Raw genomic sequence first — 25,124 nt, forward strand, 5'->3', positions numbered from 1 at the left:
TGCCCTCCTGCTCCCCCTCATTCGTGGCGAGCTGTACGGAATGGTGAGCCGAGCACGACCACTGCTGCGATCACGAAGATCGCGACAGCAACCCACAGGGCCTGCCGAAGCCCCAGCAGCTGGGCGACCAGACCACCAGCCAAGGCGCCGACCACAGCGCAGGTGCGGTTCGCGGACCGAATGGTCGCATTCATCCGCCCCTGGAGCGCATCCGGTGTCACCGCTTGTCGATAGCCCAGAGAGTTGGAGTTCCCGACGCCCATGCCGAACCCGGCGACCACCTGTGCGGCAGCCAGGATCACCATGCCAACTGCGGTCGGCGGCGCCAGTGCAGAAGCTCCCCAGGCCACCGGTGCGACAGTGAAGCCGAGCAACGTGGCGCCCCCAGCCCCCAGACGAAATCCGGCTTTGACGGCGATCAGGGCTCCGATCAGACCGCCGACGCCGGTGAACGCCATGACCACGCCATAGCCGAGTGCGGCGAGTCCCATCTCGCGCAGCGCGAACGGCGCGAACGCCGTCAGTGCCATCGCGTTGCCGATGAACCAGATGTGGGTGGAGATCGCGTGTGGGGCGATAGTGCGATGGCGGTAGATGTAGCGCACCCCGACGCCGATGTCCTCCAGCACCTGCCTCGGCGTGCTCGGCCGACGCGGCAGCGGAGGCTCCTCGACGCGTAGACGAGCGTTCATCACCGCCCCGAACCCACAGGTGAGGACATCAGCGACGACCGCAAAGGGAGCCCCGATCAACGCGACCAACCCGCCGCCCATGGCCGGTCCCGACGTCATCGCGACCGTGTCGCCTTGATCGATGCGCGCGTTCGCCGAGAGCAGCGCACTCTTCGGAACCAGCCGGGGAAGAAATGACTGCCGCGCAGCGATCTCGAGAACAGAGAGAGCACCGACCACGAAGAGAACAGCAGCTACCACGACCAACGTGAGGGCGTCGGCCAACCAGAGCACCGGGATGGCCAGCAGGGCAACCGCCTGCGCCGCGTTCGACCAGACCAAGAGCGGTTTGCGTCGGACCCTGTCAACGAGGACGCCCGCGAAGAGCCCCAAGAAGGCGTACGGCAGAACTCGGGCGGCGTTCACGATGCCGACCTCCGCAGGAGTGGCGACCAGCACTTGGACGACGAGCACCTGGACCGCGACGACCGAGACGGCGGTGCCGAACGACCCCGTCGTCGACGCAGTCCAGTAGCGGACAAAGGCGGGGATCTTCATCGCCTCGTCGCTCATGCGGAGCGAGCCTATGGTGCGACCTCGGCCCGACCGCGCGGTTTCCGACGAAAGCGCCCATGTTCCGTGACCACCTCGACACGGCAGCGCTCCATGCCGAGCGACTAACTGGCGGGCTGTTTCTGCTCCCCGGGTAGGAGTCGAACCTACGTCGCTAGTCCTGATTCAAAGTCAGGCGGGCCCTGCCGGCAGACCAACCGGGGAACGTACGCCGAAACGCACGGGACAACTGTAGACGGCGAACGTCTCGCTCACCGCACTGACTCGTGCAGGGAGAGCTGCGATGTGATGCTCGGCCGCTCGCTTCGGGAGCCGTCGGTGGCGGCTGAGGCCTGACCCCGGGGTTTGCCGACGCTCGTCACGTGTTGGCGCCAGAATCGACGATTCCAGGCGGTTGGATGCGATCCGTTGCCGACATGCTCATCCTCGCTCTCATCCTGTTCGGCATCGTCGCAGGCGGCGTGGCCCAGCTCATCCTCGGTCGCTCGATGAAGGACATCGATTGGACCACCGCCGTGGTGACGGGCCTCCTGGACTCCTTCGTCGGTGGCCTGGGGCTCAGCCTCGCGACCGGCAACGGCCTCGATCTCCACGCGACCGGGCTGATCGGGTCGATCTTCGGCGCGCTGCCCCTCACCTGGGCGTGGGGCTTCTGGCGCCGTTCCCGCGAGGGCTGAGTCACCCCATACGGGTGAAGCGGCGCCCATAGGCTGCGATCAGACTCCCCTCACTGATCATCCTGCGTTCGCAGGATCACACGAAGAGGGGCTTGTCTTGGACGCCATATTGAAGGACTTCGGAACCGTGCTCCTCTGGACGCTCTGGTTCTTCATCTGGATCGCCGCGCTGACGGTCTGGATCCGCTGCATCTTCGACCTGTTCGGCGACACATCGCTCAGCGGCTGGGCCAAGGCCGGATGGGCGATCCTCCTCGTCCTGCTGCCCTGGGTCGGCGCGGTGATCTACCTGGTCGCCCGCGGCCGCAGCATGAACGAGCGCCAGCAGGCCAAGGTCGCTGAGCTGCAGGCAGCCCAGGCCGACTACATCAAGGAGGTCGCCGGCGGCCCGGCCGCACCGGTCTCCCCCGCCGATCAGATCGCCAGCGCCAAGGCGCTCCTCGACGCCGGCACCATCGACCAGAGCGAGTTCGCAGCCCTGAAGGCCAAGGCACTCGCCTGAGGTCCCGGCGGTGATCGCCTCGATCCCGATGCGGGTGGGGTACGCACCCCACCCGCATCGGGTGATGCCAGCAGGTCACGGCCGTTCGAGGGTGGAACCCCAACCACCAAGGAGCCCTGTCATGGCAGACGAGACCAACGCCCCCGACCTCGAGGTGAACGCGGCCACCGTGTCCGACGGCGCCTACACCCTCCTCATCGCAGACTTCAGCGACACGGGCACCGCCTGGGAGGCGTACGAGGCTCTCAAGTCGGTCGAGGACGGCCACAGCGTCGAGATCGAGGGCGTCGTCGTGGTCAAGCGCTCGGCCGAGGGGAAGCTGGAGGTCCAGAAGGCCACCGACCACAGCACGAAGTCGGGCCTCAAGTGGGGCCTCGTCGGCGGCATCGCGCTCGGCGTGATCTTCCCGCCGTCGATCCTGGGCAGTGCCGCGGTGGCCGGCGGCGCCGGAGCCATCGTCGGCAAGCTGCGGCAGCGTCACCACCGCGGCGAGCTCGAGGAGCAGCTCGAGAACGCGATCGAGCCAGGACACTCCGGCCTGCTCGCGCTGGTCTCCGACCCCGGTGAGATCAAGATCCGCAAGGCGCTCGAGCGGGCGGAGAACATCGTCGAGTCCACCGTCGAGAAGGTCGAGGCCGAAGACATCAAGGCCGCGGCCAAGGAAGCCCAGGCGACCGACGCCACTGGATGAGGCAGCGGCCGGCTATGCGTTCGAGCCCAAGTGGGACGGGTTCAGGCCGACTCGATGATGGTGGCGGTCGCGATTCCGCCGCCGCCGCACATCGTGGAGAGCCCGATGCCCCCGCCGGCGGCGCGCAGAGCGTGGGCGAGGTGGAGCAGCTGCCGGGCTCCGGTGGCGCCGAACGGGTGGCCGATGCTGATGGCGCCGCCGCCGAGGTTGACGCGGTCGAGGCTCACCCCGAAGTGCTCCTGCCAGATCAGGACCGGGACCGCGTAGGCCTCGTGGACGTCGATGAGCTTCATCTGGTCGAGGGTCAGCCCGGTGCGGTCGAGGATCTTGGCGGTCGCGTCGTTGGGACCGTCGAAGATGATGTCGGGGTCGTTACCCACGAAGGTGGTCGACCGGATCCAGGCCAGCGGGGTCAGGCCGAAGCGGGCGCAGGCCTCCTCGGATGCCAGGATCATCGCGGCGCTGCCGTCGGAGAGCTGGCTGGAGTTGGCAGCGTTGTTCACACCGTCAGGCCGGTAGACCGATGGCAGCTTCCCCGCCTTCTCGACACTGGAGTCCGGCCTGATGCCCTCGTCGCGGTTCAGCAGGACGGTGCCGTCGACCGTGACGGGCACGGTCTCGTCGTCGAACGCCCCGCGTTCCCACGCCGCGTGCGCGGCGAGGTGCGAACGGACGCCGTACTCGTCGCACGCTTCCCGCGTGATGCCGTACTTGTCCGCGGCACGCTCCGCGGCCTCGCCCTGGTGCGGCATGTCCCAGTGCGCGTGCAGGCTCTGCGAGATCGGGCCGTCTTCACCCACCGTTCCCGCGATGCCGGTGGGCACCCGGGTCAGCGACTCCACGCCTCCCGTGATGACGACCGATGCGTCCCCGGCCATGATCGAGGCGACGCCGAGGTGGGTGGCCAGCTGGCTCGAAGGGCACTGCGCGTCGAGCGTTGAGATGGGCACAGTCATCGGCAGGCCGGACGACAGCCAGGCGTTGCGGCCGATGTTCTGCGCCTGCCCACCTACTTGGCCGGTGGCACCAGCGAGGCCCATGTCGACGTTCGCAGGATCGATCCCAGCCGCAGCAAGGGCGCCGTCGAACGACGTCGCGAGCAGGTCGACGGGGTGGACGTCGCGGTAGGCCTTGTCCTTCTTCGCGATGGGGGTGCGGACACCGGAGACGATGGCAACGCGGGTCATGAGGTTTCCAATCTGTTGGGATGGCTGCACGGAGGCAGCAGGACATGCGGACGCACACCGGTCGGCGGTGCCGCCCTTGCTCAGGGGGGACCGCGCGCAACGGGCATGGGGGTTCCCGTCGCGCGCGGTCGTCTCAGGACCAGACCTGGCCGTAGACCCGCAGCCAGTTCTCACCGAGGACGCCGCGGACCTCGTCGGCGGTGTAGCCGCGCTCGAGCATCCGCTCCGCGAGCTTGGGAAAGCCGCTCGGGCCGCCCTGGCCGAGGCCGTCGGGGAAGTTGAACGGCGGAGGCGGGTAGGTCTCCCGACGCCAGACCTGGGACTTGATGAGGCCCTCGTACTGCTCCATGGTCAGCGTCGCGTCATCGTCGACCTGGGTGCCACGGCAGTAGTCGATGCCGAGGCCCACGTGGCCGGTGCCGACCAGGCTGTCCACGTGGACCATGTGGTCGATGAACTGGTCGAGCGTGGGAGCGGTGTCGGCCGCGACGAAGAACGGCAGGCCGTTCATCCCGATGACTCCCCCGCTGGCGGCGATGGCCTTGATGACGTCGTCCGGGATGTTGCGCGTGCTCGGGTGCACCGCGTGGGCGTTCGAGTGCGAGGCGATGACCGGTGCGGTCGACGCTTCGATGACCTCGAGCGCAGAGCGCCATCCGGTGTGGCTGACGTCGACCAGGATGCCGAGGCGGTTCAGTTCGGCAAGCATCTGCTCGCCGAGCTTGCTGAGCCCGGCGTCCTGCGGCTCCTCGCATCCGTCGCACATGATGCCGCGCCGGTTGTAGGCGACCTGCACGATCCGCAGGCCCATCCGCCAGTACGCCTCGATCAGCGAAGGCTCGTACTCGAGGGGTCGTGTGCCCTGGAAGTGGAACACCACCGCCATCTCACCGGCGGCCTTGGCCGCCCGGATCTCCTCCACGGAGGTCGCCAGCCGTAGGCCTGGGGTGTTGCGGATGAACTCGAAGCACCTGCCGAAGGCGGACAGCGCCTCCCTGGCAGCGCCGAGCGCCGAGACCGTGAGCACGCAGACGGTCGTGCCGCCCTTGCGCCAGTGGTCCAGGTGGGTGCGCCAGTAGTCGAACTCGCAGGCCGAGTCGATGACGACTGCGTCCTCGAAGACGAACGGGTTGATCTCAGTCATGTGTTTGCCGCCTGTCTCTCATGTTGGCCGTCAGCTGGTGCGGGTGATGTCGAGCGGCCACGGCGCGTTCCACCACGGCTGGGTGTAGTTCGCCCACTCGAACCCTGAGGCGATGCCCAGGTTGGCCTGGAGCGCCATGATCGGGATGTAGGGGACATCGGTGGCCAGTTGCGTGAGGAGCTCGGTGTAGGCCTCGAACTGCGCCTCCGGAGTATCAGCTTCGGAAGCCTTCTGGATGATGCTGTCCACCTTCTCGGGGCCGTAGCCGGCGAGGTTGCTGCCGCCCTCGACCAGGCCATCCGAGCCGAGCCAGTACGACGGCATGTAGCCCGGCGTCGGTGTGCAGCCGGCGCCTGCGGTGTAGACGGTCGGCCGCTTCTCGACTGCTGCTCCCACGTCGGCCACCCACTTCGCGATGGTCTGGTTCCTGACCGTCAGCTTGATGCCGATCTTGCCCAGCTGGTCGGCGAGGATCTGCGATCCGGTGATGTTGTTGGAGAAGTCGGTGGTCTGCAGATTGGCTTCGAAGCCGTCAGGGTAGGCCGACTTGGCCAGCTCCGCCTTCGCCTTGTCGAGGTCGTGTGGGTACTGCGGGAGCGAGTCGATCATCGTCTCGGCCTTCTCCGGCGACGTGATCGTCTCGAGCGACTGCGGCGGGATGAATGTGGTGATCGGGTCGGCGTGACCGTCGACGTCGTCCACGAATGCCGAACGGTCCACTGCGTGAGCGACGGCGCGACGCACATGGATGTCGTTCCAGGGTGCCGCCTGCGTGTTGAGGGCAACGAAGCCCATGGAGCAGCTCGGGCTGCTGACGATCTCTGCCTTGGAGGTCGATTCGAACGACGTCGCGTTCGCGACGCTGGGCACCATGTCGATCGACTTGGCACGTAGGGCGATCGCGGCGTTGGTCTCGGTGTCGAAGAACTTGACGTCCATCTCGTCGAATTCGACGTCACCGCCCCAGTAGTCGGGGTTGGCCTTGAACTCTGCGCCGCCGGTCGGGTCGAGCTTGACGATCTCATAGGGCCCGGTTCCCATCACGAGGGTGCCGGGGTTGCCGAAGTCATCCTCGTGCTCCTCATAGAACTTCTTCTGGATGATCTGGGAGGAGAACATCGACGCCTGGGTCGCCCAGTTGGAGTCCGGGGTCTTCAGCGTCACGGTCACCGTGTACTTGTCGGTGGCCTCAATGGTGTCGACGGTGCGGTACTTCGCCGCGGTGTAGGAGTTGGGGTCGCGGTAGCGTTCCAGAGAGAAGACCACGTCATCCGAGGTCAGCTCCTGGCCGTCCCAGAACTCCACTCCCTTCCTGAGGTGGTAGACGTATACCTTCGGGTCAGGGTTCTCGACCCTCTCCGCTAGGCGGGGCTCCAGACTTCCGTCCGGCTTGAGCCGGACGAGGCTCTCCAGGCTTGGACTCACGACGAGGGGAGCCATCTGCGAGTCGACGATGTCGACCGTGCTCGTGCTGCCCACGATGCCGACTCGCAGGGCGCCTCCGTCCTCGGACTCGGATGGGGCCGCAGAGCTTCCGCAAGCACTGAGGCCCGCCATCGTCATGAGCGCCGCGGCTGCGATCGCACCTTGTCTCCGCATGAGCATCCTCACTTCATCTGTCGATTGATCGTTGGGGTCGAACCCATTGCCATGTCGTGCTTTGACGTCTGTCGTTCTCCGAGTCCGACTGCTGCTGGCGTGCCGTACATCCGCCGCGTCCAGACCACTACGAGGCCCATCCGTCGGATCGAGGCACCGAGTCGATGAGTTTCCGGGTGTAGGCGTCCTTCGGCCGATCCAGTACGTCGCTGGTCTGGCCGTGCTCGACGACCCGTCCGCGGTGCATGACGTAGATGTAGTCCGAGATCTGCCGGACGATGGCGAGGTCGTGGGTGATGAAGAGAAAGCCGATGCCCTGCTCCTCGCGGAGCTTCCCGAAGAGGTTGAGGATCTGCGCCTGCACCGACATGTCGAGCGCCGATACCGATTCGTCGCAGATCAGCAGCCGCGGCTGGGTCGCGAGGGCCCGGCCGATGGCGACGCGCTGCCGCTCCCCACCGGAGAGAGCCACGGGCTTACGTTGGGCGTAGGACGCGGGCAGCCCGACCGTCTCGAGCAGGTCTGCGGCCCTGGCCGAGACGTCGGTCACCTTCGGATCGTGGGTTCGGATCGCCTCCTGGAGAGTCCAGCCGATGGTGCGCATCGGGTTCAGGCTCGAGTAGGGGTCCTGGAAGACCATCTGCACGGTGCTCCGGATCCGTCGGGCGTCACGGCGGCTCAGCGTGGACCAGTCGGTGACCGCGATGCCGTCGATCTCGATGTCACCACCCGACGCGGTCTCCAGTCCGACGAGCATCCGGGCCAGCGTCGTCTTTCCGCTGCCGGACTCGCCCACGACCCCGACGCTCTGCCCGATCCCGATGCCCATGGACACCCCGTCGACGGCACGGACGCCCTGCTTGCCGTTGTCGAACTGCTTGACGACATCGCGGACCTGAATCAGCTGACCGCGGGTGTCACCGGAAACCTCGTCGACGCCGACCTCGATCCGCGCGCGGATCTCGGCCATCTCGTCGCGGATCTCCGCGAGCCGCAGGCACCGCGACCATCGCTGGTTGCCCAGGTCCACCAGCTCGGGCCGCGACTCGGTGCATCGTGCGCTCGCCCACCGGCAGCGTGGCGCGAAGGCGCAGCCACCGGCGACGTCGTCGGCCGCCGGTACGGATCCCGGGATGGAGGCCATCTCGCGGAGCCTGCGGTCGGCCGGCGGCTCGGACAACAGCAACCCGTGGCTATAGGGATGCAACGGTTCCTGCTCGAGGTCGGCCGACGGGGCGACTTCGAGGAGCGAGCCGGCGTAGAGCACGTGGACCCGGTCGCAGGTTCCGAAGGCCAGCCTGAGGTCGTGGGTGATCAACATGACACCCATGCCCCGGGAGCGTTGGAGGTCCTTGATCAGCGACAGGATCTCGCGCTGGGTGGTGACATCGAGCGCGGTCGACGGCTCATCGGCGATCAGCAGCTCGGGGTCGCATGCCAACGCTGCGGCGATGGCCACTCGCTGGCGCATGCCGCCCGAGAGCTGGAAGGGGTAGCGGTCGACCACCGACGGGTCGTGGATGCCGACCTCGGCCAGACGCCGGATGGCTTCCTGCCGCTTCTCTCCGCGTGGACGCCGGGCGAGCTTCGGCGGCAACGACTCGACCAGGATGCGCCCCACCCGCATCACGGGGTTCAGCATCGTGAAGGGGTCCTGGAGGATCATCCCGATCGCGTTGCCGCGCATCGCCCGCCGCTGGCGGGGCCCCAGGTCCATCAGGTCCTTGCCGTCGAAGGCGATCGTGCCGCTCGCGTGGAGTCCTTGCGGGAGCAGACCCATGATCGCCTTTGCGGTCACCGACTTCCCGCTGCCGCTCTCTCCGACGACCGCGACCATCTCACCAGGGGCGATGGACAGGTCGACCCCGGACACCACGGTGGAGGTGCTGGCCGGCGTCCTGTGCACGACCGAGAGGTCGGACACCTTCAGAAGCGGCACCGCTGCGGGCCCCGTCAGGAGATCGACTCCGACGGAGGTCTCCCCGCTCTGTTCTTCTGCCGTCTTGGTCATGGTCTCGGTCATGGTCTCCGCCGTGGTCCGGGTGCGATCTGTTCGCGTCATCGCGACGCTCCTCTCTCGGAAAGCCGCTCGTAGATCCAGTCGCCGAAGACGTTCATCGACGCCGCGGTCATCACGATCATCAGGCCGGGCGCGAGCGCAGCCACCGGGCTGATGAACAGCAGATCCAGGTTCTCGGCGAGCATCAGACCCCAGTCCGGGGTGCCGGGGTTCACCCCGAGTCCGAGGAACGAGAGCCCGGACAGCGTTACCAGTGCTGTGGCGAAGATGAGGAAAGAGTTCGCCACCGCGACCGGAGCGATGTTGGGCCAGATGTGCGAGACGAGGATCCTGATGTTCGACACGCCGAGGGTCTTCGCCGACTCGACGTAGGGGCGAGGCACCTGCTCGAGCGTGGCGCCGCGGACGACTCGTACATCCATCGGTACGACCAGGACGATCAGGAGGCCGATCGCGAGCCAGTAGCCTCCGCCGAATGCTCCGGCGACGACGATGATGACCAGCAGCGAGGGGATCGACCACATCAGGTCGACCCAGCGCATGATGAGCGAGTCGACCCATCCCCCGAAGTAGCCCGCGACGAGGCCGAGCAGGTCGCCGATGACCAGCGAGCAGGCGGCGATGACAAGTGGGCCGACGAACGCCGTCTGGGCACCGACGATGAGCCGGGAGAAGATGTCACGGCCGAGCTGGTCGGTCCCCAGCCAGTGCTCGGCACTCGGGCCAGACATTCCCAGAGAGGTCATCTGGGCGTCAGGGGCCTGGGGGGCGATCAGCTCGCCTAGCAGCGCCAGCAGCCCGACGACGATGATCACGGTCATGCACAGGATCACGGACCACGAGGCGCGTTGACGGCGCCGTAAGCGGCCCCTGCCGGTGTCCAGTGTGATGCTCATGCTGCGTTCCTTCCAAGGCGGATCCGGGGGTCGACTGCCATGTAGAGAAGGTCCGCGAGCAGATTCGCGACCATGATGACCACGGCGATCACCAGCGCGACGCCTTGGATCATGGGCAGGTCCTTGTTGATCGCGGCATCGACGAGGAGGGTCCCGATGCCGGGCAACGAGAACGTCACCTCGACCAGGAACGCGCTGGTGATCAAGGCTCCGAGCACCAACCCACTGATGGTGACGATCGGGATGAGGGCGTTGCGGAGCACGTAGGTGAGCAGGATCCGCGCCGACCCGAGGCCCCGCGCACGAGCGAACGTCACGTAGTCCTGGTCGATGACCCCGATCAGCGCGGCCCGGGTGTGCTTGAGCACGAACGCCGAGACCGTCAGCGCCAGTGCCACGGCAGGCAGAGTCAGGTGCCATGCCCGGTCGGCGAAGCCCTCTCCCGCACCTGCGGCCGGGAAGATCGGGACGACGATGGCGAACAGGAACAGCAGAAGTACGCCACTGACGAACGCCGGCGTGCTCAGCGCAATCACCGTCGCGCCGACGATCCCGCGGTCGATGGCGGTCTTTCGCCGCAGCGCCGAGACCACCCCGAGACCGACGCCGAGGACCATGGTGAGCGCGAAGGCGAAGACACCCAGGAACAGCGAGACCGGAAGTCGCGAGCTGATCTCCTCCTCGACCGGGAGAGTGGTCTGGATCGAGGTGCCGAAGTCCAGCTGTAGAGCCGACTGCGCCCAGATCCAGTACTGGGTCAGGAACGGCTCGTCGAGGTGGTAGCGCTCGTTGAGCAGCTGCACGGTCTCCGGCGTACGCGGCTGCGAACCGAGCAGGATGTCAACCGGGCTGCCGGGCGCGATGTAGAGGAGCGAGTAGATGACGAAGGACAAGATCGTCAGCATCGCGAGCAACGCGCCGAGGCGTCGCATGAGGAACAGCGTCACGCGTTGAGCAGTCATATGTGCTCCCTGGAGGTGCAGGTCGTCATGAACGCCGTCGGATCTTGGTGGCGGCGTATTCCCACAATTACATGCACTACCAACTATCCGCAAGCCATCAGTTGGTAAATCATGAGATATTTCGGTGCCTCCGACACAGGGCGGAGCCGTCGACCATCAGGCTCCTTCGGGCGCGACGAACTGCCCGGCGAGTCCTGGAAGGATCTGGATGATTGGCGTCGTCAGGGCGCGTGCCAAGGCGACGTGAAGCGCCTAGGACTTCCGGGACGCGCCAGACCGACGCGGGGAGCCGGGCCGGTACTGTGGCCGCGACGTCCGCGCGTCCCACCGAGCCAGCGGCTCAGTCGGAACTGGCGATTCGCTCCTCGACGAGCAGCCGGACCTTTCGCAGCATCCCAGCGAGCTCGTCCAGCGAGTCCTCCGGAACTCCGGCGAGCCCGAACTCGCTGTCGTCGAGCGAGGTGGCGACAGCCTCCTGGGCGGCCTCACCCGCAGGAAGCAGGGTGACGACGGTGACGCGCCGGTCGCTGCCCTGCGATCGCCGGACGAACTTGCTGCGCTCGAGCCGGTCGACGGTGCGGGTGATGGTCGTCGGGTGTGCCGCCACACGCAGTGCCAGCTTGGCAGTTGGCATCTGCTTGGCCGGATGAAAGCTGAGCGCGGTCAGCGCCTGCCAGCCGGCAAAGGTCAGGTTCTCTGCAGCAAGGGCCGGCTGAGCGGCCACTTGCACCAGGCGGTTGATCCGCTCCACCTCGAGGGATACGGCGAGCTGACGGTGGGAATGGGCACCACGACGCTCGAACTCCTGTTGCGTGACCTCGATGAGGTCGCGATCCAAGTCCACTACGGCAGCCTATCGTTCTGGGATCTCAGCGCGGGCAGTACGGGAGGAGGTCGTCCATGTAGACGAGGTCGATCGGCTTGCCGTGGGCAACCGCCACGTGCTCGGGGAACGCGCCGAGCAGGTTGGTGAGCACGATCAGCGTCAGCCCGTCGGGATACCGGGCGATCTGGGCCTTTCCACCACCGCCCGGCGCCGGGACCAGCCCTTGAGGTCGCTCGAAGACCAGCCAGCCGATCCCCCACAAGCCGGGGCTGCCGTCGTACGTGGGGACCGGGGTCCACAGCGTGTCGCGACTCGCCGGGGAGAGCAGCGCACCGCTCTCGAGGGCCGACATCCAGGCGGCCAGGTCGTCGGCGGTGCTATGGAGTCCCGCGGCGGTACGGAGCACGTGCGGCCAGTCCAGGCGGCTCCTGTCGATGCGCCCCGTGGGCTCACCCGAGGCATCGATGCTCATGTACGTGTCTGCCCTGTGGGGAATGAGGTCGTGGTCGTTGGCGTAGCGCGTGTGGGTCATCCCGGCGATGTCGAACTGGCGCTCGGCGATGAAGTCGACGAACGGCTTGCCACTGAGCCGGTCGATGACCTTACCGAGCAGGGCGTAGTTGGTCTGTACATAGTTGTAGCCTCGGCCGGGCTCGAACTCCATCGGCGCGGCGTGCACGACAGCCCAGGCGGCCTCCTCGTCCGCAGCGACCAGCCCGACCGAGCTGTCCGCGCCGTAGGCCATGATCTCCGGGAGCCCGGAGGTGAGGGTGGCGAGCTGTCGGATCGTGATCGGCTGCCAGGCCTCGGGCAGCGCGTCGAGGTAGCGCGAGACCGGGGCATCGAGGTCGAGGTCGCCGGACTCGACCAGCTGCATCAGGGCGATCCCGGTGAACGCCTTGGCCATGGAGTTGATGGAGAACACCGACTCCCGGGTCACCGCCACGTCGTGCTCGAGGTTGGCCACGCCGAGTGTCTCCGAAGCCACGATCTCGCCGTGATGCAGCACCACGGCCTGCAGCCCGGGCACGTGGCGCTCCTCCATCAGCCGAGCGAGCTGCTCGCGCAGTGCGTGTGTCGTGCTCATCGGGGTCCTCCGGTCGTAGTGGCTTGCGCCTGCTCGATGAACGCGCGTCTGAGCGCCTTCTTGTCACGCTTCCCGACCTGGGTCAGCGGGATGCTCTCGACGATGTCGATGCGCTTCGGAGTCTGTACGGAGCCCTTGCGCGCGCGTACGTGTGCCTTGAGGTCGTCGACCGTGACACCAGGATCGCGCACCTCGACCGCGGCGACGAGGATCTCGCCCCAGTAGTCGTCCGGGACACCGAAGACCGACGCAGCAGCCACAGCGGGGTGCTCCTCGAGTGCATCCTCGACACTGCGGGGGTAGACGTTGAAACCGCCGGTGATGACGAGATCCTTGGCGCGGTCAACGATGCGCAGGAAGCCGTCCGGGTCTCGTACGGCGACGTCACCGGTGTGCACCCAACCGCCGCGCATCGCTTGAGCCGTGTCCTCAGGCAGGTTGAGATAGCCGCTCATCAGGAGGGGGCCGCGGACACACAGCTCGCCCGGCTGCCCGTCGGGGACCTCGACGTCGTCGTGGTCGACGAGGCGCACCTCGGCCTCGGCCACAGGCCGCCCGCAGGAGGCCATGCGGGCGTCGGAGGTGACGTCATGCTCCTCGCGCCGCATCACGCATACGGTGGTCGGCGCCTCGGCCTGGCCGTAGAACTGGAAGAAGATCGGCCCGAACCGGGCGATGGCGTCCCTGAGCCGCTGGGGGGAGATGGGCGAGGCGCCGTAGAACACGGTGGCGAGGCTGGAGGTGTCGTGCTTGCTCAGGTGCGGGTGGTCCAGGATTGCGCTGATCATCGTCGGCACGAGCAGCGCACACGTGATGCGATGCCGTTCGACCGCAGCCAGGAACTCGCCCGCGTCGAAGTTCTGCTGGACGTAGAGGGTGCCGCCTTGGGCGATCGTCGGCACGAAGTTGACTCCGCCCGCATGGCTGAGCGGCGCGACCAGCAGGTTGCGGATCTCGTCGGGCCACTGCCAGTCCGCGAGCTGGATGCCATACATCGTCGACATGCTGCGGAAGCTGACCTGGCTCGCCTTCGGCACCCCGGTGGTGCCGCCGGTGTAGACGATGCGGCAGATCGCCTCGAGGTCGCTGGGACGCGGCTCGAGCACGGTCGCGGTCTCGGCCGCCATGAGCACCCGCAGGTCGTCGGCTCCCCCGCCCCCGATCCTCAGGACCTGCGCGCTGCTGCCCGCGATCTCGACCGCCTCGGTGATCTCGTCGATCCGCGCGCCGTCCACGACCACATGGGTCGCCGCGGCGTCGTCGAGGATGTGCGCGAAGTCGGCGGGGCTGCCCAAAGGGTGCAACGGCACGAAGACGCCGCCCAGCGCGGCAACGGCCTGCTGGACGAAGAGCACCTCGATGCGGTTGCCGGAGAGCAGCGCGACCCGGTCGCCTGACCGGAGACCGAGCCCGTCCAGAACTGCCGCGCACCGCGCGATCGCGACCTCGAGCTGTGCCCCGGTCCAGGTCGTGCCGTCGGACTCGACGACGAGCGTCTTGCCCGAGTGCGTACGTAGCGCACGGACAAGCAGATCGTTGAGGTGCTCGAAGCGTCGGTCGGTAACCACTGGGTTCGTCACCACTGGGTCAGCCCTTCAAGCATGCGCATCTGAGCGTCGATCCCATTCTTCATGGCTGCCGCGCGCCAAGCCGGCGAAGCCGGGTTGAGCCCTTCCATCATCAGGTCCAGCATCTCCTCGCGCGAGGTGTAGGTCTGTCCGGTGGCGTACTTCAACCACCGGTCGATGCGCACGGTGTTGAGCACGGTCAGGTTGTCGTAGGTGCCGACCTCGATCAGGAGTCCGGCCCACTCCGCCCACGGCGCGGTGCTGGGCAGCCAGGCGGAGAAGAATCCGGTGTAGGACGGCGTGTGCCCCTCCGACATCCGGGCAGAGGAGGAGAAGCTCGTGCGCGCCGACTCCCCTAGCCAGTCGACCACCCGCTCATGCCCGGGCGAGCCGGCCGGAAGGCTGCAGATGTGCGCGAGCTCGCCCCACTCGCCGATGCCGGTGTGCCACTCGATGAAGGCGATCTTCTCGGCGTTGGCCAGCACATGTGGCAGGAGCTCGGCGACGACCGTGTGCGACCAGGCCGGGCGGTCCCCGACGTAGGTGATGCCCGTCGGCTCTACAGCCTGTCCGCCCGAGAGGGCAGTGATCATCTGCTGCGGCCCATGGGCACGCACCATCTCGTCGAGGACACCGCTCCAGTCGCTCGTCTCCTCCGTCCAGCCCTCAGGGCACAGCGTCGGAAACAGCTCGCGATAGAGCTCGTTGCGAGGAAACGGGTCCTCGTGGTCGAGGAAGTTGCGATTGAGGTCGATGTTGTCCTCGTCGGTGCGCGAGTGGTGCGAGAAGCCCCACGGATTCAGCGCATGCAGCGCCACGATGTTGACCCCATCGGGAATCTCGAGTTCGCGGAGCAGCTCGAGCTGGAGGGCCGAGCCGAGGAAGCCCTCCTGACCATGCGTCCCCGAGACGACGAGAAAGCTCTTGGCCGCCTCGGGATCACCGAACGTGGCCACGTCGATGGCCAGCTCCTCACCGTCAGCACCGCGCTCGGTCGGATGTGGCACTGACTCGAGCTGCGCGCCCCGCTCAGCCACCAAGTCGAGGAACCGGCGACGCGCCTCGGCATACGTATCGCTGAACGCTTCGCTCACAGCCACCTCCGATTTCGCCACGGCGTCGATCGTCTCATCGATTTCATGGATCGATGATTACATGCATTACCATCTATTGGCAATGCGTCTTTCTTGGGTATTGAACCACCCACCGCTCACATACAGACCAGGAGAACAGATGGACATCCACGGCACCTCCGCAATCGTCACCGGCGCAGCGTCGGGGCTGGGAGCAGCGACCGCTCGCGCACTGGCCGACGCCGGCGCACACGTCGTCGCGCTGGACCTCGCCTTCGACGGCGTCGAGCCGGTCTCCGGCGTGACCCACGTCTCGACCGACGTCACAGACCCGATCCAGGTACGGCGCGCGGTGGCCGAGGCCGCCACCGCCGCGCCGCTACGGATCGCGGTGAACTGCGCCGGGATCGGCCCCTCGGCCCGCATTGTCGGGCGTGCCGGAGTCCACGACTTCGACCTCTTCGCGAAGGTCGTGTCGGTCAACCTGGTCGGCACCTTCACGGTGCTGGCGCTGGCGGCCGAGGAGATGGCGCGCAGCACCGAGCTCGAGCATGGCCAGCGCGGCGTCGTGATCAACACCGCCTCGATCGCCGCCTACGATGGCCAGGTCGGGCAGACCGCGTACGCCTCCTCGAAGGGCGGCGTGGTCTCGATGACCCTCCCGGCAGCCAGGGACCTCGCCCGGCACGGCATCCGCGTCAACACCATCGCACCCGGCATCGTCGAGACCCCGATGCTCGCCACCGTGAGCGAGGAATATCGCGCCGGGCTCGCGGAAGGCGTGCCCTTCCCGCAGCGCTTGGCCAGGCCCGAGGAGTTCGCTCTGCTGGTGACCCAGCTCATCGCGCACGACTATATCAACGGCGAGGTCGTCCGGATGGATGGTGCCCTCCGGATGGCGCCCCGCTGACTCGTCCGAAACCTCGGTCGCCCACGTAGCGCACATCGATCCCCTACGGTTGGCATGTGGACCTTCCAGTGATGCCGCCGATCCTGCCGATGCTGGCCAAGCCGGCATCGCTCGAGAAGGTGCTTTCGATGGCGCCCAACGTCCAACTGGAGCCCAAGTGGGACGGGTTCAGGTGCATCGTGTTCAAGGACGGCGACGAGGTGGAGCTGGCCTCGCGCAATACCAAACCGCTGACTCGCTACTTCCCCGAGGTGGTCGAGGCGCTTCGCGAGGTGCTGCCGGAGAAGATCGTGCTCGACGGAGAGATCTTCGTGGCGGTCGGCGACCGGCTGGAGTTCGAGGTTCTGCAGCAGCGGATCCACCCGGCCGAGTCGCGGATCAACCTGCTGGCGGAGGAGACGCCCGCTGCGTACGCGGCCTTCGATCTGCTCGCGCTGGGCGACAGGTCGTTCCTCGACGAACCGCTGTCGGAGCGGCGGGCCGCGCTCGAGGACGTCTTCGCGGGTCTCGACGAGCTCGACCACCGGAAGCGAAGCGTGCATCTGTGCACGACGACGACCGACCCCGAGGTCGCCCAGGACTGGTTCACCCGGTTCGAGGGCGCCGGGCTGGACGGGGTGATGGCCAAGCCGCTGGACGCCCCCTACGTCCCCGACAAGCGGACGATGCTGAAGATCAAGCACTCGCGTACGGCTGACGTGGTCGTAGCGGGCTATCGCGAGCACAAGACCTCGACGCCGGAGAACCCGTTGCTCGGGAGCCTGCTGCTGGGTCTGTACGCACCCGGGGAGGACGGCCGGCCGGAGCTGCAGCACATCGGGGTCTCAGCCTCGTTCACCGCCGCGCGACGCGCCGAGCTGTGGCAGGAGCTCCAGGAGCTGGTCGTTCCGATCGAGGAGCACCCGTGGGGACGCTGGAGCGAGTGGCTGACCGCCAACCCCGACCGCGTCCCCGGCACCCAGAGCCGCTGGTCACAGGGGAAGGACTTGTCCTTCACCCCGCTGCGTCCCGAGCGGGTCGTCGAGGTCGGCTACGACCACATGGAGGGACGCCGGTTCCGGCACACTGCCCAGTTCAAGCGCTGGCGTCCCGACCGCGAGCCGGAGTCGTGCGGGTACGACCAGCTCGAGGAACCCGTGGCGTACGAGCTGGCGGAAGTGCTCGGAGTGCCCCGCTGAACAGCCCAGTTAAATCCGGATAAGGTCAAGGCATGAGCTACGACGTCGTACTCCTGGTCGAGCAGGCACTCACTCTCGACGACGCGACCCGGGTCCACTCCCTCCACGAGGGAGTCGAGGACCCGGTCTACCACGTGCTGTTGCCCTTGGAGGACGCCGCTGCTCGGATCGAGTCGGCGATGGGCACTCTCAGCGCGGCCGAATACCTCGGCTCGGCCATGATCATGAACGAGGTCGACCTCGACGCGGTGCGCGAAGAGGCCAGGGAGGGTGCCGAGAAGGCTCTCGCTCAGACGCTGCAGGTCCTGAAGAGCTCCGGAGCCTCCGCCAACGGAGAGCTCGTCCAGGACCCGGTCAAGGCGCTACGCGCGAAGGTCACAGCGGTCGACGGTCGAGAGGCGATCATCATGACCCGCCCGCACGTGGTCGCCGAGTTCTTCCACGTCGACTGGACCCATCAGGCCCGCCGCCACCTCGACGTCCCGGTGCTGCACCTGATCGAGCACGAGAACTTCGACGAGCAGGCCGGCGAAGGCGAAGGAATCAGCGGCATGTGAGGCGTGTCGTCGTCATTACCGCTGAATCTGCGGAAGTGACGGCGAACACACCAAAGGTTACCGCTCTGTTACCGGCTTCGCATGGCAGTTGTGGCCCGCATTCCCCTAGGATCTTGGGGTCCGCTGTTCTGGGGGGATCCAGCGGACAAGAAGTGCCTGCTCGTGCGATCGGGGGATCCGCGCTGAGCAGGCACTTCTGTCATTTGTCGTCGATCCGGTTGCCGTCCTCGTCCCAGTGGGAGGCGACCTTCTTGCTCGGCTGCACGCGCGGTGGCTCGCCGGGCATCTTCGGGTAGTCGGGCGGGAAGTTCAGCTCGCCTCCGGGCAGCTTCTCCCAGAGCTCGAGCAGGGGCCCGAGGTCGTACGCCTCGTCGTCGATCTCCGCCCAGCGGTCGCCGTCGGCGAGGAGCTCGGGGACTGTGAAGAGGTTGAGCTCTCGTGGGTCGTCGAGGTCGGCGAGCTCGTCCCAGGTGAGCGGGGTGGAAACCGGAGCGCCGGGCTTGGGGCGCAGCGAGTAGGCGCTGGCGATCGTCCGATCCCGGTTGTTCTGGTTGAAGTCGACGAAGATGCGCTCCCCGCGCTCCTCCTTCCACCACGCGGTGGTCACTCCCCCGTCGCGACGCTCCAGCTCACGGCCGAAGCCGATCGCGGCGTGGCGCAGCTCCTCGAAGGTCCACTCCGGCCGGATGCGTACGTAGATGTGCACGCCGCGGTTGCCGCTGGTCTTCGCGAAACCGCGCAGGCCGAGCTCCGCCAGGGTCTCGCGGGCGATCGCTGCGACGCGCTTGACGTCGCTGAAGTCGGTGCCGGGCTGCGGGTCGAGGTCGATGCGCAGCTCGTCGGGGTGGTCGACGTCATCCTTGCGCACCGGCCAGGGGTGAAAGGTGAGGGTGCCCATCTGGGCGCACCAGACCGGGATCGCGGGCTCGGTGGGACAGACCTCCCGCGCCTTACGTCCGCTCGGGAAGGTGATCTCGACCTCCTCGAGGTAGTCGGGAGCACCCTTGGGCGTGCGCTTCTGGTAGAAGCCGTCGCCTTCCTTGTCTGTGGGTCCGGTGGCCAGCTTCATGCCTTCGCGCCAGCCGTCGGGCCAGCGCTCCAGGGCGGTGGGGCGCTCGCGCAGCGCCCGCATCAGCGGGTCGCCGACGGAGGCGAAGAACTCCGCGACCATCAGCTTGGTCACCTCGGGGGTCCGGTCGGTGGCCTCGTAGATCACCCGGTCAGGGCTGGAGATCCGCACCTCGCGCTCGCCTACCTGCACATGTGCGGCCGGTGTCTTCGCCATGGCGCCAACCTAGCCGCTTCAAGCCCCTCCCCCAGCGAAATCGCCCGGACGAAATCCGCAACTCACTGGCCAGTACATCTTGAGACCGGCATGATCCGCTCCAACGTACGGCGACCGCTGCGATCTCGGAGGACCCCCAACATGTCGACTCGAACCACGGCCCTGACCGCCGCTACGGCGGCCCTGGCCGCCGCCATCACCCTCGGCCTCACCGGCGCTCCCTCGACCGCGAGCACCAACCCGGCCTGCGGGACGGTCGCCTCGCCCGACACCCGGGTGGAGCACACCCGGCTCACCGACCCGACGGTGACCGACATCCTGGCCCGCTCCGGGTTCGACGACGTCGCCGGCGCGGTGAGGACGGCCGTCTGCGACGCCGGCAGCAGCAGGGCCGCCACCGCTGCGGCACGGCTCGCCGGCCAGGCGCTGTGGCAGCGTGCGGTCGACCGCGTACAGGGCCGCGGCGACGCCGGTGGCGACCTGCCGCGCAGCGACGACCGGCCGCTCTACTGGGCCCGGCTCGCGGGCGAGCTGGAGATCGCGCGAGTCGCTCCCGCGTACCGGACCTGGTCCGAGGACGCCCGGGCGAAAGTGCTGGCGGCCTTCGACCGGAGCTCGCGCGGGATCGAGTCGACCGCCTTCGCCCGCGGCGAGTCCGGCCGGTCCCGGCAGGTGCTGGCCTCCGGCTTCGACCCGTTCACCCTTGATCGCAACATCCGCCAGTCGAACCCGTCCGGGGCGACGGCGCTGGCGATGGACGGGCGCGTCGTCCAGACGGCGAAGGGTCCGGTCGAGATCCAGACCGTGGTGTTCCCGGTGCTGTGGGAGCCGTTCGCGCAGGGCACCGTCGAGCGCGCGTTCCTGCCACACCTGGTCCCCGGCAAGCGCGACGTGGACACCGCCATCACCATCAGCCAGGGCCGCGCGGGCCGTTTCGACCTGGAGGTCTGGAACGGCGCCCATCGCGGCACCTTCCCCGACAACGACCGCGTCAGCGTCAACGAGACGATCCCGATTCCCGAGGACGTACCTCATGCCGACCCGCAGCCGCAGTGGACCCGGACCACGCTGCCGGTCGAGGCGATGAAGGCGGCCGTGCCCGGCACCTACCCGGTGAACATCAACCGGACCATCACCGAGATCCCGGCCGGATCGACCGCGCCGGTCACCCGCGAGGACCCGACGCCGGGCTCCACGGCGGTCGCCGGCGGCGGCGGTGACTACCTGTCCAACGAGTCGGCCTACCGCACCACCGCCCTCCGCGACGCGCTCCAGGCCGACACCAAGCAGGGTCACATCCACGTACCGATCCTCGACGGGGACGCCAGCGGTGAACCGCTGGCCGACATGCGGGCAGACATCGTGGCCCAGGCTCTCGATCTCGTGGCGGCTGCGGCGACGAGCTGATCCGGAGATGGCCAGAAGGAGATGGCCCGAAAGAACTAGCCGTCTCCCGCACCGTTTTCATGCCCCCGGGCGTACTGAGGGCATGAAAACAGCAAAGGTCAGGCCTATCTCGGGTGCGGCCCTTGTGATCAGCATCGTCAGCATCTTCGCCCTCGGCGCCTGCGGCGGGTCGGACGGATCGGGCGGCTCCTCCGCCGACTCCGGCTCGGTCGAGTCGCTCGCCGACCAATCAGCCGGGAAGGCGGCAGGTCCGGAGATGGCCGCGGAGGATGCAGATGCCGCCGCCCCGAAGCAGGCCGTCACGAAAGCATCGATCATCTCCACCGGCTCGGCCTCGCTCCGTGCGAAAGATGTCGCGAAGACCCGTTCGCAGGTCCAGCACATCACCGATCGGTACGCCGGCCAGGTCACCCAGCAGGAGACCAGCGACAGCGACGACGACGGCCCGAGCCATGCCCGGATGGTCCTCCGGATCCCGTCGAAGTCGTTCGACGCTGCGATGGCCGACCTCGAGGAGACCGCCACCCTGGTGGACTCCAACACCACGACCACCGACGTCACCACCGAGGTCGTCGACACCGAGGTGCGGGTGAAGAACGCCCGAACGAGCATCGAGAGGATCCGTACGCTCCTCTCCCGCGCCGATGCGATCGGTGACGTCATCGCGATCGAGTCCGAGCTCGCCCGCCGCGAGGCCGATCTCAACTCGCTGCTCGCCCAGCAGGCGGCCCTCGAGGACCAGACCTCGCTCTCGACGATCACGGTGAGCATCGACCGGGCCGGCCCCGGCGGCTCCTCCGGGGACGACCCCGGCTTCCTGGCCGGTCTGAGCGCCGGCTGGGACGCGCTCGGGGCCTCGGCTCGGGTGCTCGCGGTCGCCTTCGGCGCCATCCTTCCGTGGACGCCGGTCGTCCTGCTCCTCATCGCGCCCGTCTGGCTCCTTCGGCGGCGGAAGGCGGTCGTCACGCCGGCTCCGGTCCCGGCCACGGCCACGGGCTCGGCAGAGGAATAACCAGTCGAGATCGGGTTGCTCGACGGCGTACGTTCTGATCATGAGCGCGCTCGAGCACCCCGGTCTCGTCTTTCGCAGTCTCGACCCGTTCGACGGGGACGATGCCCTGCTGAAGGGATGGTACGAAGCGACTCGACGTGGCTTCCACCAGACCCGAGGCAGCGACGACGGGCTGCAGGTCTGGCGCGACCACATCCGCGCCGACTCGGTGACGCTCCGAGGCGCATGGGCGGAGAGCTCGGAGTTCTCCTCCGCCACGATCCCGGTCGCGACCTTCTCGTCCTGGACGTCGCCGGTCAACGTCGGTGGCGGCGCCAGCCTGCCGGCTCTGCTGATCAGCGACGTGACCGTCTCCCCCACCCACCGGCGCCAGGGGCTGCTGCGCAAGCTGATGACCGTCGCACTCGCCGACGCGGTCGCCGCGGGGGTGCCGCTGGCGGCGCTGACCGTCTCGGAGGGTTCGATCTACGGTCGTTTCGGGTTCGGCACGGCCACACATCTGCGCCAGATCGAGGTCGATGTGACCTCGAAGTTCCGCTACCGTCCGGAGGTCCCCGTCGACGATGGCTCGGTGACGCTGGTCGAGCCGGGCGAGGCGTGGAAGACGGTCGCCGAGATCTACGGCACCTTCCAGGAACGCACCCGCGGGTCGGTCACCAGGCCACAGTTCTACGAGCCGTGGCTCTCCAGCGCCTACGACTTCGACGGCGACTCGAAGGGCGAGTCGAAGCAGCGGGCCGCGCTGCACCTGGACGCCTCCGGCACGCCCGACGGCTACGCGATCTACAAGACCGCCGACGAGCGCAACGACTCCGGACTGCGGATGGCGCGGGTCATCGACCTGGTGGCCCTGACCCCGGCGGCCTATCTGCGACTGTGGCGATTCCTCGCCGACATCGACCTCGTCGAGCGGGTCATGTGGCGCAAAGCGCCGCTCCAGGACCCGCTCTACTGGGCGCTCGCCGAGCCGTTCGCGGTCAAGAGCGCCGAGCTCGACGACATGCTGTGGGTGCGCCTGCTCGACGTGCCGGCGGCCCTACAGGCACGACCCTGGTACGCCGCGGGCGAGGTCGTCATCGGTGTCGACGACGCGCTCGGACACGCTGCCGGTGCCTGGCGGGTCGCGGTGAGGGACGGGGTCGCCGAGGTCACCCCGACCGACGCCACCCCCACCGTCGAGCTGGCCGCGGACACCCTCGGTGCCCTGTATCTCGGTGGCGTCGACGTCCGCACCCTGGTGGCGGCCGGCCGGATCACCGGCTCGCCCGAGGCGATCGAGACCTGGGCCGCGATGGCCGACGGCGGTCCGCCGCCCTACTGCATCACCGGTTTCTGAGCCTCAGGGGCGTCCGGGCTCGGCGCCGATCAGGTCGATCCGGTCGCCGAGAAAGCGGTAGTGGTGCATCGCGTCCAACCTCGGTGCGTACGCATGCAGGCTGATCGCCGGGCGGGAGCCGACGTTGCGTACGTCATGGACGTGACCGGCGTCGTGCGCCCGGGCGTCGCCGGGGCCGACGTCGGCGATCTGCAGGCCACCGAGCCAGTTGTGCTCGACCAGGCTGCCGGTGAGCACGGTGAACGCGGTGGTCGCGGTGCCGTGGTCATGGAAGCCGGTGCTGGCGCCCGGCGACCAGGCGATCAGCCAGATCTCGACCTCGTCGTCGCGGTGGAGCAGGTGGAACTCGCGGCCGGTCTCGGGCACCTGAACCCGCGCGAGCAGGTCGTCCTCGGCGTAAGTGCGGATGGCGTCCAGCAGAGGCTGTGTGGCAAGGGCGGTCAAGGTGGCCTCCTCCAGAAGCGTCGTGAACTTAAGTATAGTAGATTGCTCGATTTTGGCAATGGAGTTGTGCTCCCACCTCAGACGTACCATTTCAACCATGGGTTACAACGTGGAGAAGTCCGACGAGGAGTGGCGTGCAGAGCTGACGCCTGAGGAGTACGCGGTGCTGCGCCAGGCGGGCACCGAGCGGGCGTTCACGGGCGAATACACCGACACCGAGGCCAAGGGCGTCTACTCGTGCAAGGCCTGCAAGGCCAAGCTCTTCGAGTCCGACACCAAGTTCCACTCCGGCTGCGGCTGGCCGTCGTTCTACCAGCCGATCAGCGACACGATCGAATACATCGAGGACAAGACCCACGGGATGGACCGGGTCGAGGTCCGCTGCGCCAACTGCGGCTCCCACCTCGGTCACGTCTTCCCCGACGGCTACGGCACGCCGACCGGCGACCGGTTCTGCATCAACTCGATCTCGATCTCCTTGGATGCGACTGAGTGAGGTCGAGCGGCGAGCTTGCTCGTCCGCTCGCGCCGAGCGAGGGAGCGACCGCGCGCAGCGCGGAGCCTGACGACCAGGCCTGACCCGGCTGGCGTTGCGCCGTGACAGTTCGGATCGCGATGTGGTCAGGACCGAGAAACCTCGACCATCCCGGGCGTGACGCGGTGCTCGCCTCGGCGAACGGTCAGGCGCCGACCGAGTCGCGCCAGGAGACGAGGTCCTCGAGCGGCTTGAGGTCGTAGTCGGGACCGTTGACGCCGTAGGTGAACAACCTGGCGCCGGCGTCGTAGAGCGGCTTGGCGGCCTCCGCGCTGTCAGCGGCGGTCGAGATCTCGATCTCGTTCACGTCGCGGCCGATCGCCTCGCAGTGACCGGCGAGCACACCGCGCTTGCGCTCCAGGGTCTCCACGTCGGAGAAGGAGTGCCAGATGTCAGCGTGCTTGGCGACGTACTTCAGGGTCTTCTTCTCCCCGCCACCACCGATCAGGACGGGGATCTTGCGGGTCGGGGCGGGGTTGAGCTTCTCCCAGCGCGCCTCGATCTGCGGGAGGGCCTCGCCGAGGGCGTCGAGGCGGCCACCGGCGGTGCCGAACTCGTAGCCGTACTCGGTGTAGTCCCTCTCGAACCAGCCCGAGCCGATGCCGAAGACCAGGCGCCCACCGGAGATGTGGTCGACGGTGCGGGCCATGTCGGCGAGCAGCTCGGGGTTGCGGTAGGAGTTGCAGGTCACCAGGCAGCCGATCTCGGCGCGCGAGGTCTGCTCGGCCCACGCCGCGAGCATGGTCCACGCCTCGAAGTGCTTGCCGTCGGGCTCCCCGTAGAGCGGATAGAAGTGGTCCCAGTTGAAGATCACGTCGACACCGATCTCCTCGGCGCGGCGCGCGGCGTCGCGGATCTGGTCGTAGTCGGCGTGCTGGGGCTGGATCTGGACTCCGATGCGGATCGTCATGTCCTCAACATTACGGAGCGTCTGGCCTTTGTCCACGCGTCAATCGGTCCTATCGTTCGGCAGGCGGCGGATCG

General features: G+C 67.7%; 24 protein-coding genes and 1 tRNA gene. 10 read left to right on the forward strand and 15 right to left on the reverse strand.

The window, feature by feature from the left end; translation table 11 throughout:
• Positions 1-17: 17 nt before the first annotated feature.
• Together BJ988_RS19610 and BJ988_RS19615 are read right to left on the reverse strand one after the other, a co-directional pair.
• Positions 18-1,244, reverse strand: a complete 1,227-nt coding sequence (locus BJ988_RS19610; RefSeq protein ID WP_179659613.1) for an MFS transporter — start codon at positions 1,242-1,244, stop codon at positions 18-20.
• 125 nt (positions 1,245-1,369) lie between these two features.
• Positions 1,370-1,448: transfer RNA gene (locus BJ988_RS19615), tRNA-Gln, on the reverse strand.
• Between the two features lie 194 nt (positions 1,449-1,642).
• Between BJ988_RS19615 and BJ988_RS19620 the strand changes: the two genes are divergently transcribed.
• The 3 genes from BJ988_RS19620 (at position 1,643) to BJ988_RS19630 (ending at position 3,114) form a co-directional block, all read left to right on the forward strand.
• The gene (locus BJ988_RS19620) at positions 1,643-1,921 is read left to right on the forward strand and encodes a GlsB/YeaQ/YmgE family stress response membrane protein (protein WP_246321528.1); all 279 of its coding nucleotides are present in this window, start codon (positions 1,643-1,645) and stop codon (positions 1,919-1,921) included.
• A gap of 97 nt (positions 1,922-2,018) precedes the next feature.
• A complete protein-coding gene (locus BJ988_RS19625; protein ID WP_179659614.1) occupies positions 2,019-2,423 on the forward strand; it encodes a PLDc N-terminal domain-containing protein in 405 nt (134 codons plus the stop codon).
• A 121-nt stretch (positions 2,424-2,544) separates the two neighbouring features.
• Positions 2,545-3,114 carry a DUF1269 domain-containing protein gene (locus BJ988_RS19630; protein WP_179659615.1) on the forward strand — a complete coding sequence of 190 codons (570 nt, stop codon included), beginning with the start codon at positions 2,545-2,547 and terminating at the stop codon, positions 3,112-3,114.
• Positions 3,115-3,155: 41 nt separating this feature from the next.
• Here BJ988_RS19630 and BJ988_RS19635 read toward each other — a convergent pair whose 3' ends face one another.
• The 10 genes from BJ988_RS19635 to BJ988_RS19680 form a co-directional block, all read right to left on the reverse strand.
• The gene (locus BJ988_RS19635; RefSeq protein WP_179659616.1) at positions 3,156-4,301 is read right to left on the reverse strand and encodes a thiolase family protein; all 1,146 of its coding nucleotides are present in this window, start codon (positions 4,299-4,301) and stop codon (positions 3,156-3,158) included.
• Between the two features lie 133 nt (positions 4,302-4,434).
• Complete coding sequence (locus BJ988_RS19640) at positions 4,435-5,445, reverse strand: dipeptidase (RefSeq protein ID WP_179659617.1); 1,011 nt, start codon at positions 5,443-5,445, stop codon at positions 4,435-4,437.
• Positions 5,446-5,475: 30 nt separating this feature from the next.
• Complete coding sequence (locus BJ988_RS19645; RefSeq protein WP_179659618.1) at positions 5,476-7,044, reverse strand: ABC transporter substrate-binding protein; 1,569 nt, start codon at positions 7,042-7,044, stop codon at positions 5,476-5,478.
• A 127-nt stretch (positions 7,045-7,171) separates the two neighbouring features.
• Positions 7,172-9,106, reverse strand: coding sequence for a dipeptide ABC transporter ATP-binding protein (locus tag BJ988_RS19650; RefSeq protein WP_246321529.1), 1,935 nt, complete (start codon positions 9,104-9,106; stop codon positions 7,172-7,174).
• On the reverse strand, positions 9,103-9,960 hold the full coding sequence (locus BJ988_RS19655) for an ABC transporter permease (protein WP_179659619.1): 858 nt from the start codon (positions 9,958-9,960) through the stop codon (positions 9,103-9,105). Before BJ988_RS19655 ends, BJ988_RS19650 begins: the two co-directional genes overlap by 4 nt.
• Entirely contained in the window at positions 9,957-10,922 is a 966-nt protein-coding gene (locus BJ988_RS19660; RefSeq protein WP_179659620.1) for an ABC transporter permease, read from the reverse strand. Before BJ988_RS19660 ends, BJ988_RS19655 begins: the two co-directional genes overlap by 4 nt.
• A gap of 340 nt (positions 10,923-11,262) precedes the next feature.
• On the reverse strand, positions 11,263-11,766 hold the full coding sequence (locus BJ988_RS19665) for a MarR family transcriptional regulator (RefSeq protein WP_179659621.1): 504 nt from the start codon (positions 11,764-11,766) through the stop codon (positions 11,263-11,265).
• Positions 11,767-11,791: 25 nt separating this feature from the next.
• The gene (locus BJ988_RS19670; protein ID WP_179659622.1) at positions 11,792-12,835 is read right to left on the reverse strand and encodes a serine hydrolase domain-containing protein; all 1,044 of its coding nucleotides are present in this window, start codon (positions 12,833-12,835) and stop codon (positions 11,792-11,794) included.
• Positions 12,832-14,403 carry an AMP-binding protein gene (locus tag BJ988_RS19675; protein WP_218860989.1) on the reverse strand — a complete coding sequence of 524 codons (1,572 nt, stop codon included), beginning with the start codon at positions 14,401-14,403 and terminating at the stop codon, positions 12,832-12,834. Before BJ988_RS19675 ends, BJ988_RS19670 begins: the two co-directional genes overlap by 4 nt.
• 8 nt (positions 14,404-14,411) lie before the next feature.
• Positions 14,412-15,497, reverse strand: coding sequence for a DUF2817 domain-containing protein (locus tag BJ988_RS19680; RefSeq protein ID WP_179659624.1), 1,086 nt, complete (start codon positions 15,495-15,497; stop codon positions 14,412-14,414).
• Between the two features lie 139 nt (positions 15,498-15,636).
• Between BJ988_RS19680 and BJ988_RS19685 the strand changes: the two genes are divergently transcribed.
• The 3 genes from BJ988_RS19685 to BJ988_RS19695 are packed head-to-tail and all read left to right on the forward strand — an operon-like array spanning position 15,637 to position 18,121.
• Positions 15,637-16,386 (forward strand): SDR family NAD(P)-dependent oxidoreductase, encoded by a 750-nt coding sequence (locus BJ988_RS19685; protein WP_179659625.1) that lies wholly within the window; start codon positions 15,637-15,639, stop codon positions 16,384-16,386.
• Positions 16,387-16,442: 56 nt separating this feature from the next.
• Positions 16,443-17,564 carry an ATP-dependent DNA ligase gene (locus BJ988_RS19690; protein ID WP_179659626.1) on the forward strand — a complete coding sequence of 374 codons (1,122 nt, stop codon included), beginning with the start codon at positions 16,443-16,445 and terminating at the stop codon, positions 17,562-17,564.
• A gap of 32 nt (positions 17,565-17,596) precedes the next feature.
• Positions 17,597-18,121, forward strand: a complete 525-nt coding sequence (locus tag BJ988_RS19695) for a hypothetical protein (protein ID WP_179659627.1) — start codon at positions 17,597-17,599, stop codon at positions 18,119-18,121.
• 199 nt (positions 18,122-18,320) lie between these two features.
• On the opposite strand, the gene BJ988_RS19700 is transcribed toward BJ988_RS19695, so the two are convergent.
• Positions 18,321-19,406 carry a DNA polymerase domain-containing protein gene (locus BJ988_RS19700; protein ID WP_179659628.1) on the reverse strand — a complete coding sequence of 362 codons (1,086 nt, stop codon included), beginning with the start codon at positions 19,404-19,406 and terminating at the stop codon, positions 18,321-18,323.
• A 141-nt stretch (positions 19,407-19,547) separates the two neighbouring features.
• Between BJ988_RS19700 and BJ988_RS31060 the strand changes: the two genes are divergently transcribed.
• The 3 genes from BJ988_RS31060 (at position 19,548) to BJ988_RS19715 (ending at position 23,161) form a co-directional block, all read left to right on the forward strand.
• Positions 19,548-20,813, forward strand: coding sequence for a pyroglutamyl peptidase (locus BJ988_RS31060; protein WP_179659629.1), 1,266 nt, complete (start codon positions 19,548-19,550; stop codon positions 20,811-20,813).
• A gap of 124 nt (positions 20,814-20,937) precedes the next feature.
• Positions 20,938-21,825, forward strand: coding sequence for a DUF4349 domain-containing protein (locus BJ988_RS19710; RefSeq protein WP_179659630.1), 888 nt, complete (start codon positions 20,938-20,940; stop codon positions 21,823-21,825).
• A gap of 40 nt (positions 21,826-21,865) precedes the next feature.
• Positions 21,866-23,161 carry a GNAT family N-acetyltransferase gene (locus BJ988_RS19715; protein WP_179659631.1) on the forward strand — a complete coding sequence of 432 codons (1,296 nt, stop codon included), beginning with the start codon at positions 21,866-21,868 and terminating at the stop codon, positions 23,159-23,161.
• A gap of 3 nt (positions 23,162-23,164) precedes the next feature.
• Here BJ988_RS19715 and BJ988_RS19720 read toward each other — a convergent pair whose 3' ends face one another.
• Complete coding sequence (locus BJ988_RS19720) at positions 23,165-23,605, reverse strand: cysteine dioxygenase (protein ID WP_179659632.1); 441 nt, start codon at positions 23,603-23,605, stop codon at positions 23,165-23,167.
• 97 nt (positions 23,606-23,702) lie between these two features.
• On the opposite strand from BJ988_RS19720, the gene msrB reads away from it, so the two are divergent.
• A complete protein-coding gene (msrB, locus tag BJ988_RS19725; RefSeq protein WP_179659633.1) occupies positions 23,703-24,101 on the forward strand; it encodes a peptide-methionine (R)-S-oxide reductase MsrB in 399 nt (132 codons plus the stop codon).
• Between the two features lie 184 nt (positions 24,102-24,285).
• Here the strand turns inward: msrB and BJ988_RS19730 are convergent, their stop codons facing one another.
• On the reverse strand, positions 24,286-25,050 hold the full coding sequence (locus tag BJ988_RS19730; protein ID WP_179659634.1) for an LLM class F420-dependent oxidoreductase: 765 nt from the start codon (positions 25,048-25,050) through the stop codon (positions 24,286-24,288).
• Between the last annotated feature and the right edge of the window lie 74 nt (positions 25,051-25,124).

This window comes from Nocardioides panzhihuensis, assembly GCF_013408335.1.
GTDB lineage: Bacteria > Actinomycetota > Actinomycetes > Propionibacteriales > Nocardioidaceae > Nocardioides > Nocardioides panzhihuensis.

Excerpts from the sequence above, each read along its gene's own strand:
- BJ988_RS19610 (WP_179659613.1), bottom strand. The coding sequence starts at position 1,244 with ATGAGCGACGAGGCGATGAAGATCCCCGCCTTTGTCCGCTACTGGACT.
- BJ988_RS19620 (WP_246321528.1), top strand. The coding sequence starts at position 1,643 with ATGCGATCCGTTGCCGACATGCTCATCCTCGCTCTCATCCTGTTCGGC.
- BJ988_RS19630 (WP_179659615.1), top strand. The coding sequence starts at position 2,545 with ATGGCAGACGAGACCAACGCCCCCGACCTCGAGGTGAACGCGGCCACC.
- BJ988_RS19635 (WP_179659616.1), bottom strand. The coding sequence starts at position 4,301 with ATGACCCGCGTTGCCATCGTCTCCGGTGTCCGCACCCCCATCGCGAAG.
- BJ988_RS19640 (WP_179659617.1), bottom strand. The coding sequence starts at position 5,445 with ATGACTGAGATCAACCCGTTCGTCTTCGAGGACGCAGTCGTCATCGAC.
- BJ988_RS19645 (WP_179659618.1), bottom strand. The coding sequence starts at position 7,044 with ATGCGGAGACAAGGTGCGATCGCAGCCGCGGCGCTCATGACGATGGCG.
- BJ988_RS19650 (WP_246321529.1), bottom strand. The coding sequence starts at position 9,106 with ATGACGCGAACAGATCGCACCCGGACCACGGCGGAGACCATGACCGAG.
- BJ988_RS19655 (WP_179659619.1), bottom strand. The coding sequence starts at position 9,960 with ATGAGCATCACACTGGACACCGGCAGGGGCCGCTTACGGCGCCGTCAA.
- BJ988_RS19660 (WP_179659620.1), bottom strand. The coding sequence starts at position 10,922 with ATGACTGCTCAACGCGTGACGCTGTTCCTCATGCGACGCCTCGGCGCG.
- BJ988_RS19670 (WP_179659622.1), bottom strand. The coding sequence starts at position 12,835 with ATGAGCACGACACACGCACTGCGCGAGCAGCTCGCTCGGCTGATGGAG.
- BJ988_RS19685 (WP_179659625.1), top strand. The coding sequence starts at position 15,637 with ATGGACATCCACGGCACCTCCGCAATCGTCACCGGCGCAGCGTCGGGG.
- BJ988_RS19695 (WP_179659627.1), top strand. The coding sequence starts at position 17,597 with ATGAGCTACGACGTCGTACTCCTGGTCGAGCAGGCACTCACTCTCGAC.
- BJ988_RS19700 (WP_179659628.1), bottom strand. The coding sequence starts at position 19,406 with ATGGCGAAGACACCGGCCGCACATGTGCAGGTAGGCGAGCGCGAGGTG.
- BJ988_RS31060 (WP_179659629.1), top strand. The coding sequence starts at position 19,548 with ATGTCGACTCGAACCACGGCCCTGACCGCCGCTACGGCGGCCCTGGCC.
- BJ988_RS19715 (WP_179659631.1), top strand. The coding sequence starts at position 21,866 with ATGAGCGCGCTCGAGCACCCCGGTCTCGTCTTTCGCAGTCTCGACCCG.
- msrB (WP_179659633.1), top strand. The coding sequence starts at position 23,703 with ATGGGTTACAACGTGGAGAAGTCCGACGAGGAGTGGCGTGCAGAGCTG.
- BJ988_RS19730 (WP_179659634.1), bottom strand. The coding sequence starts at position 25,050 with ATGACGATCCGCATCGGAGTCCAGATCCAGCCCCAGCACGCCGACTAC.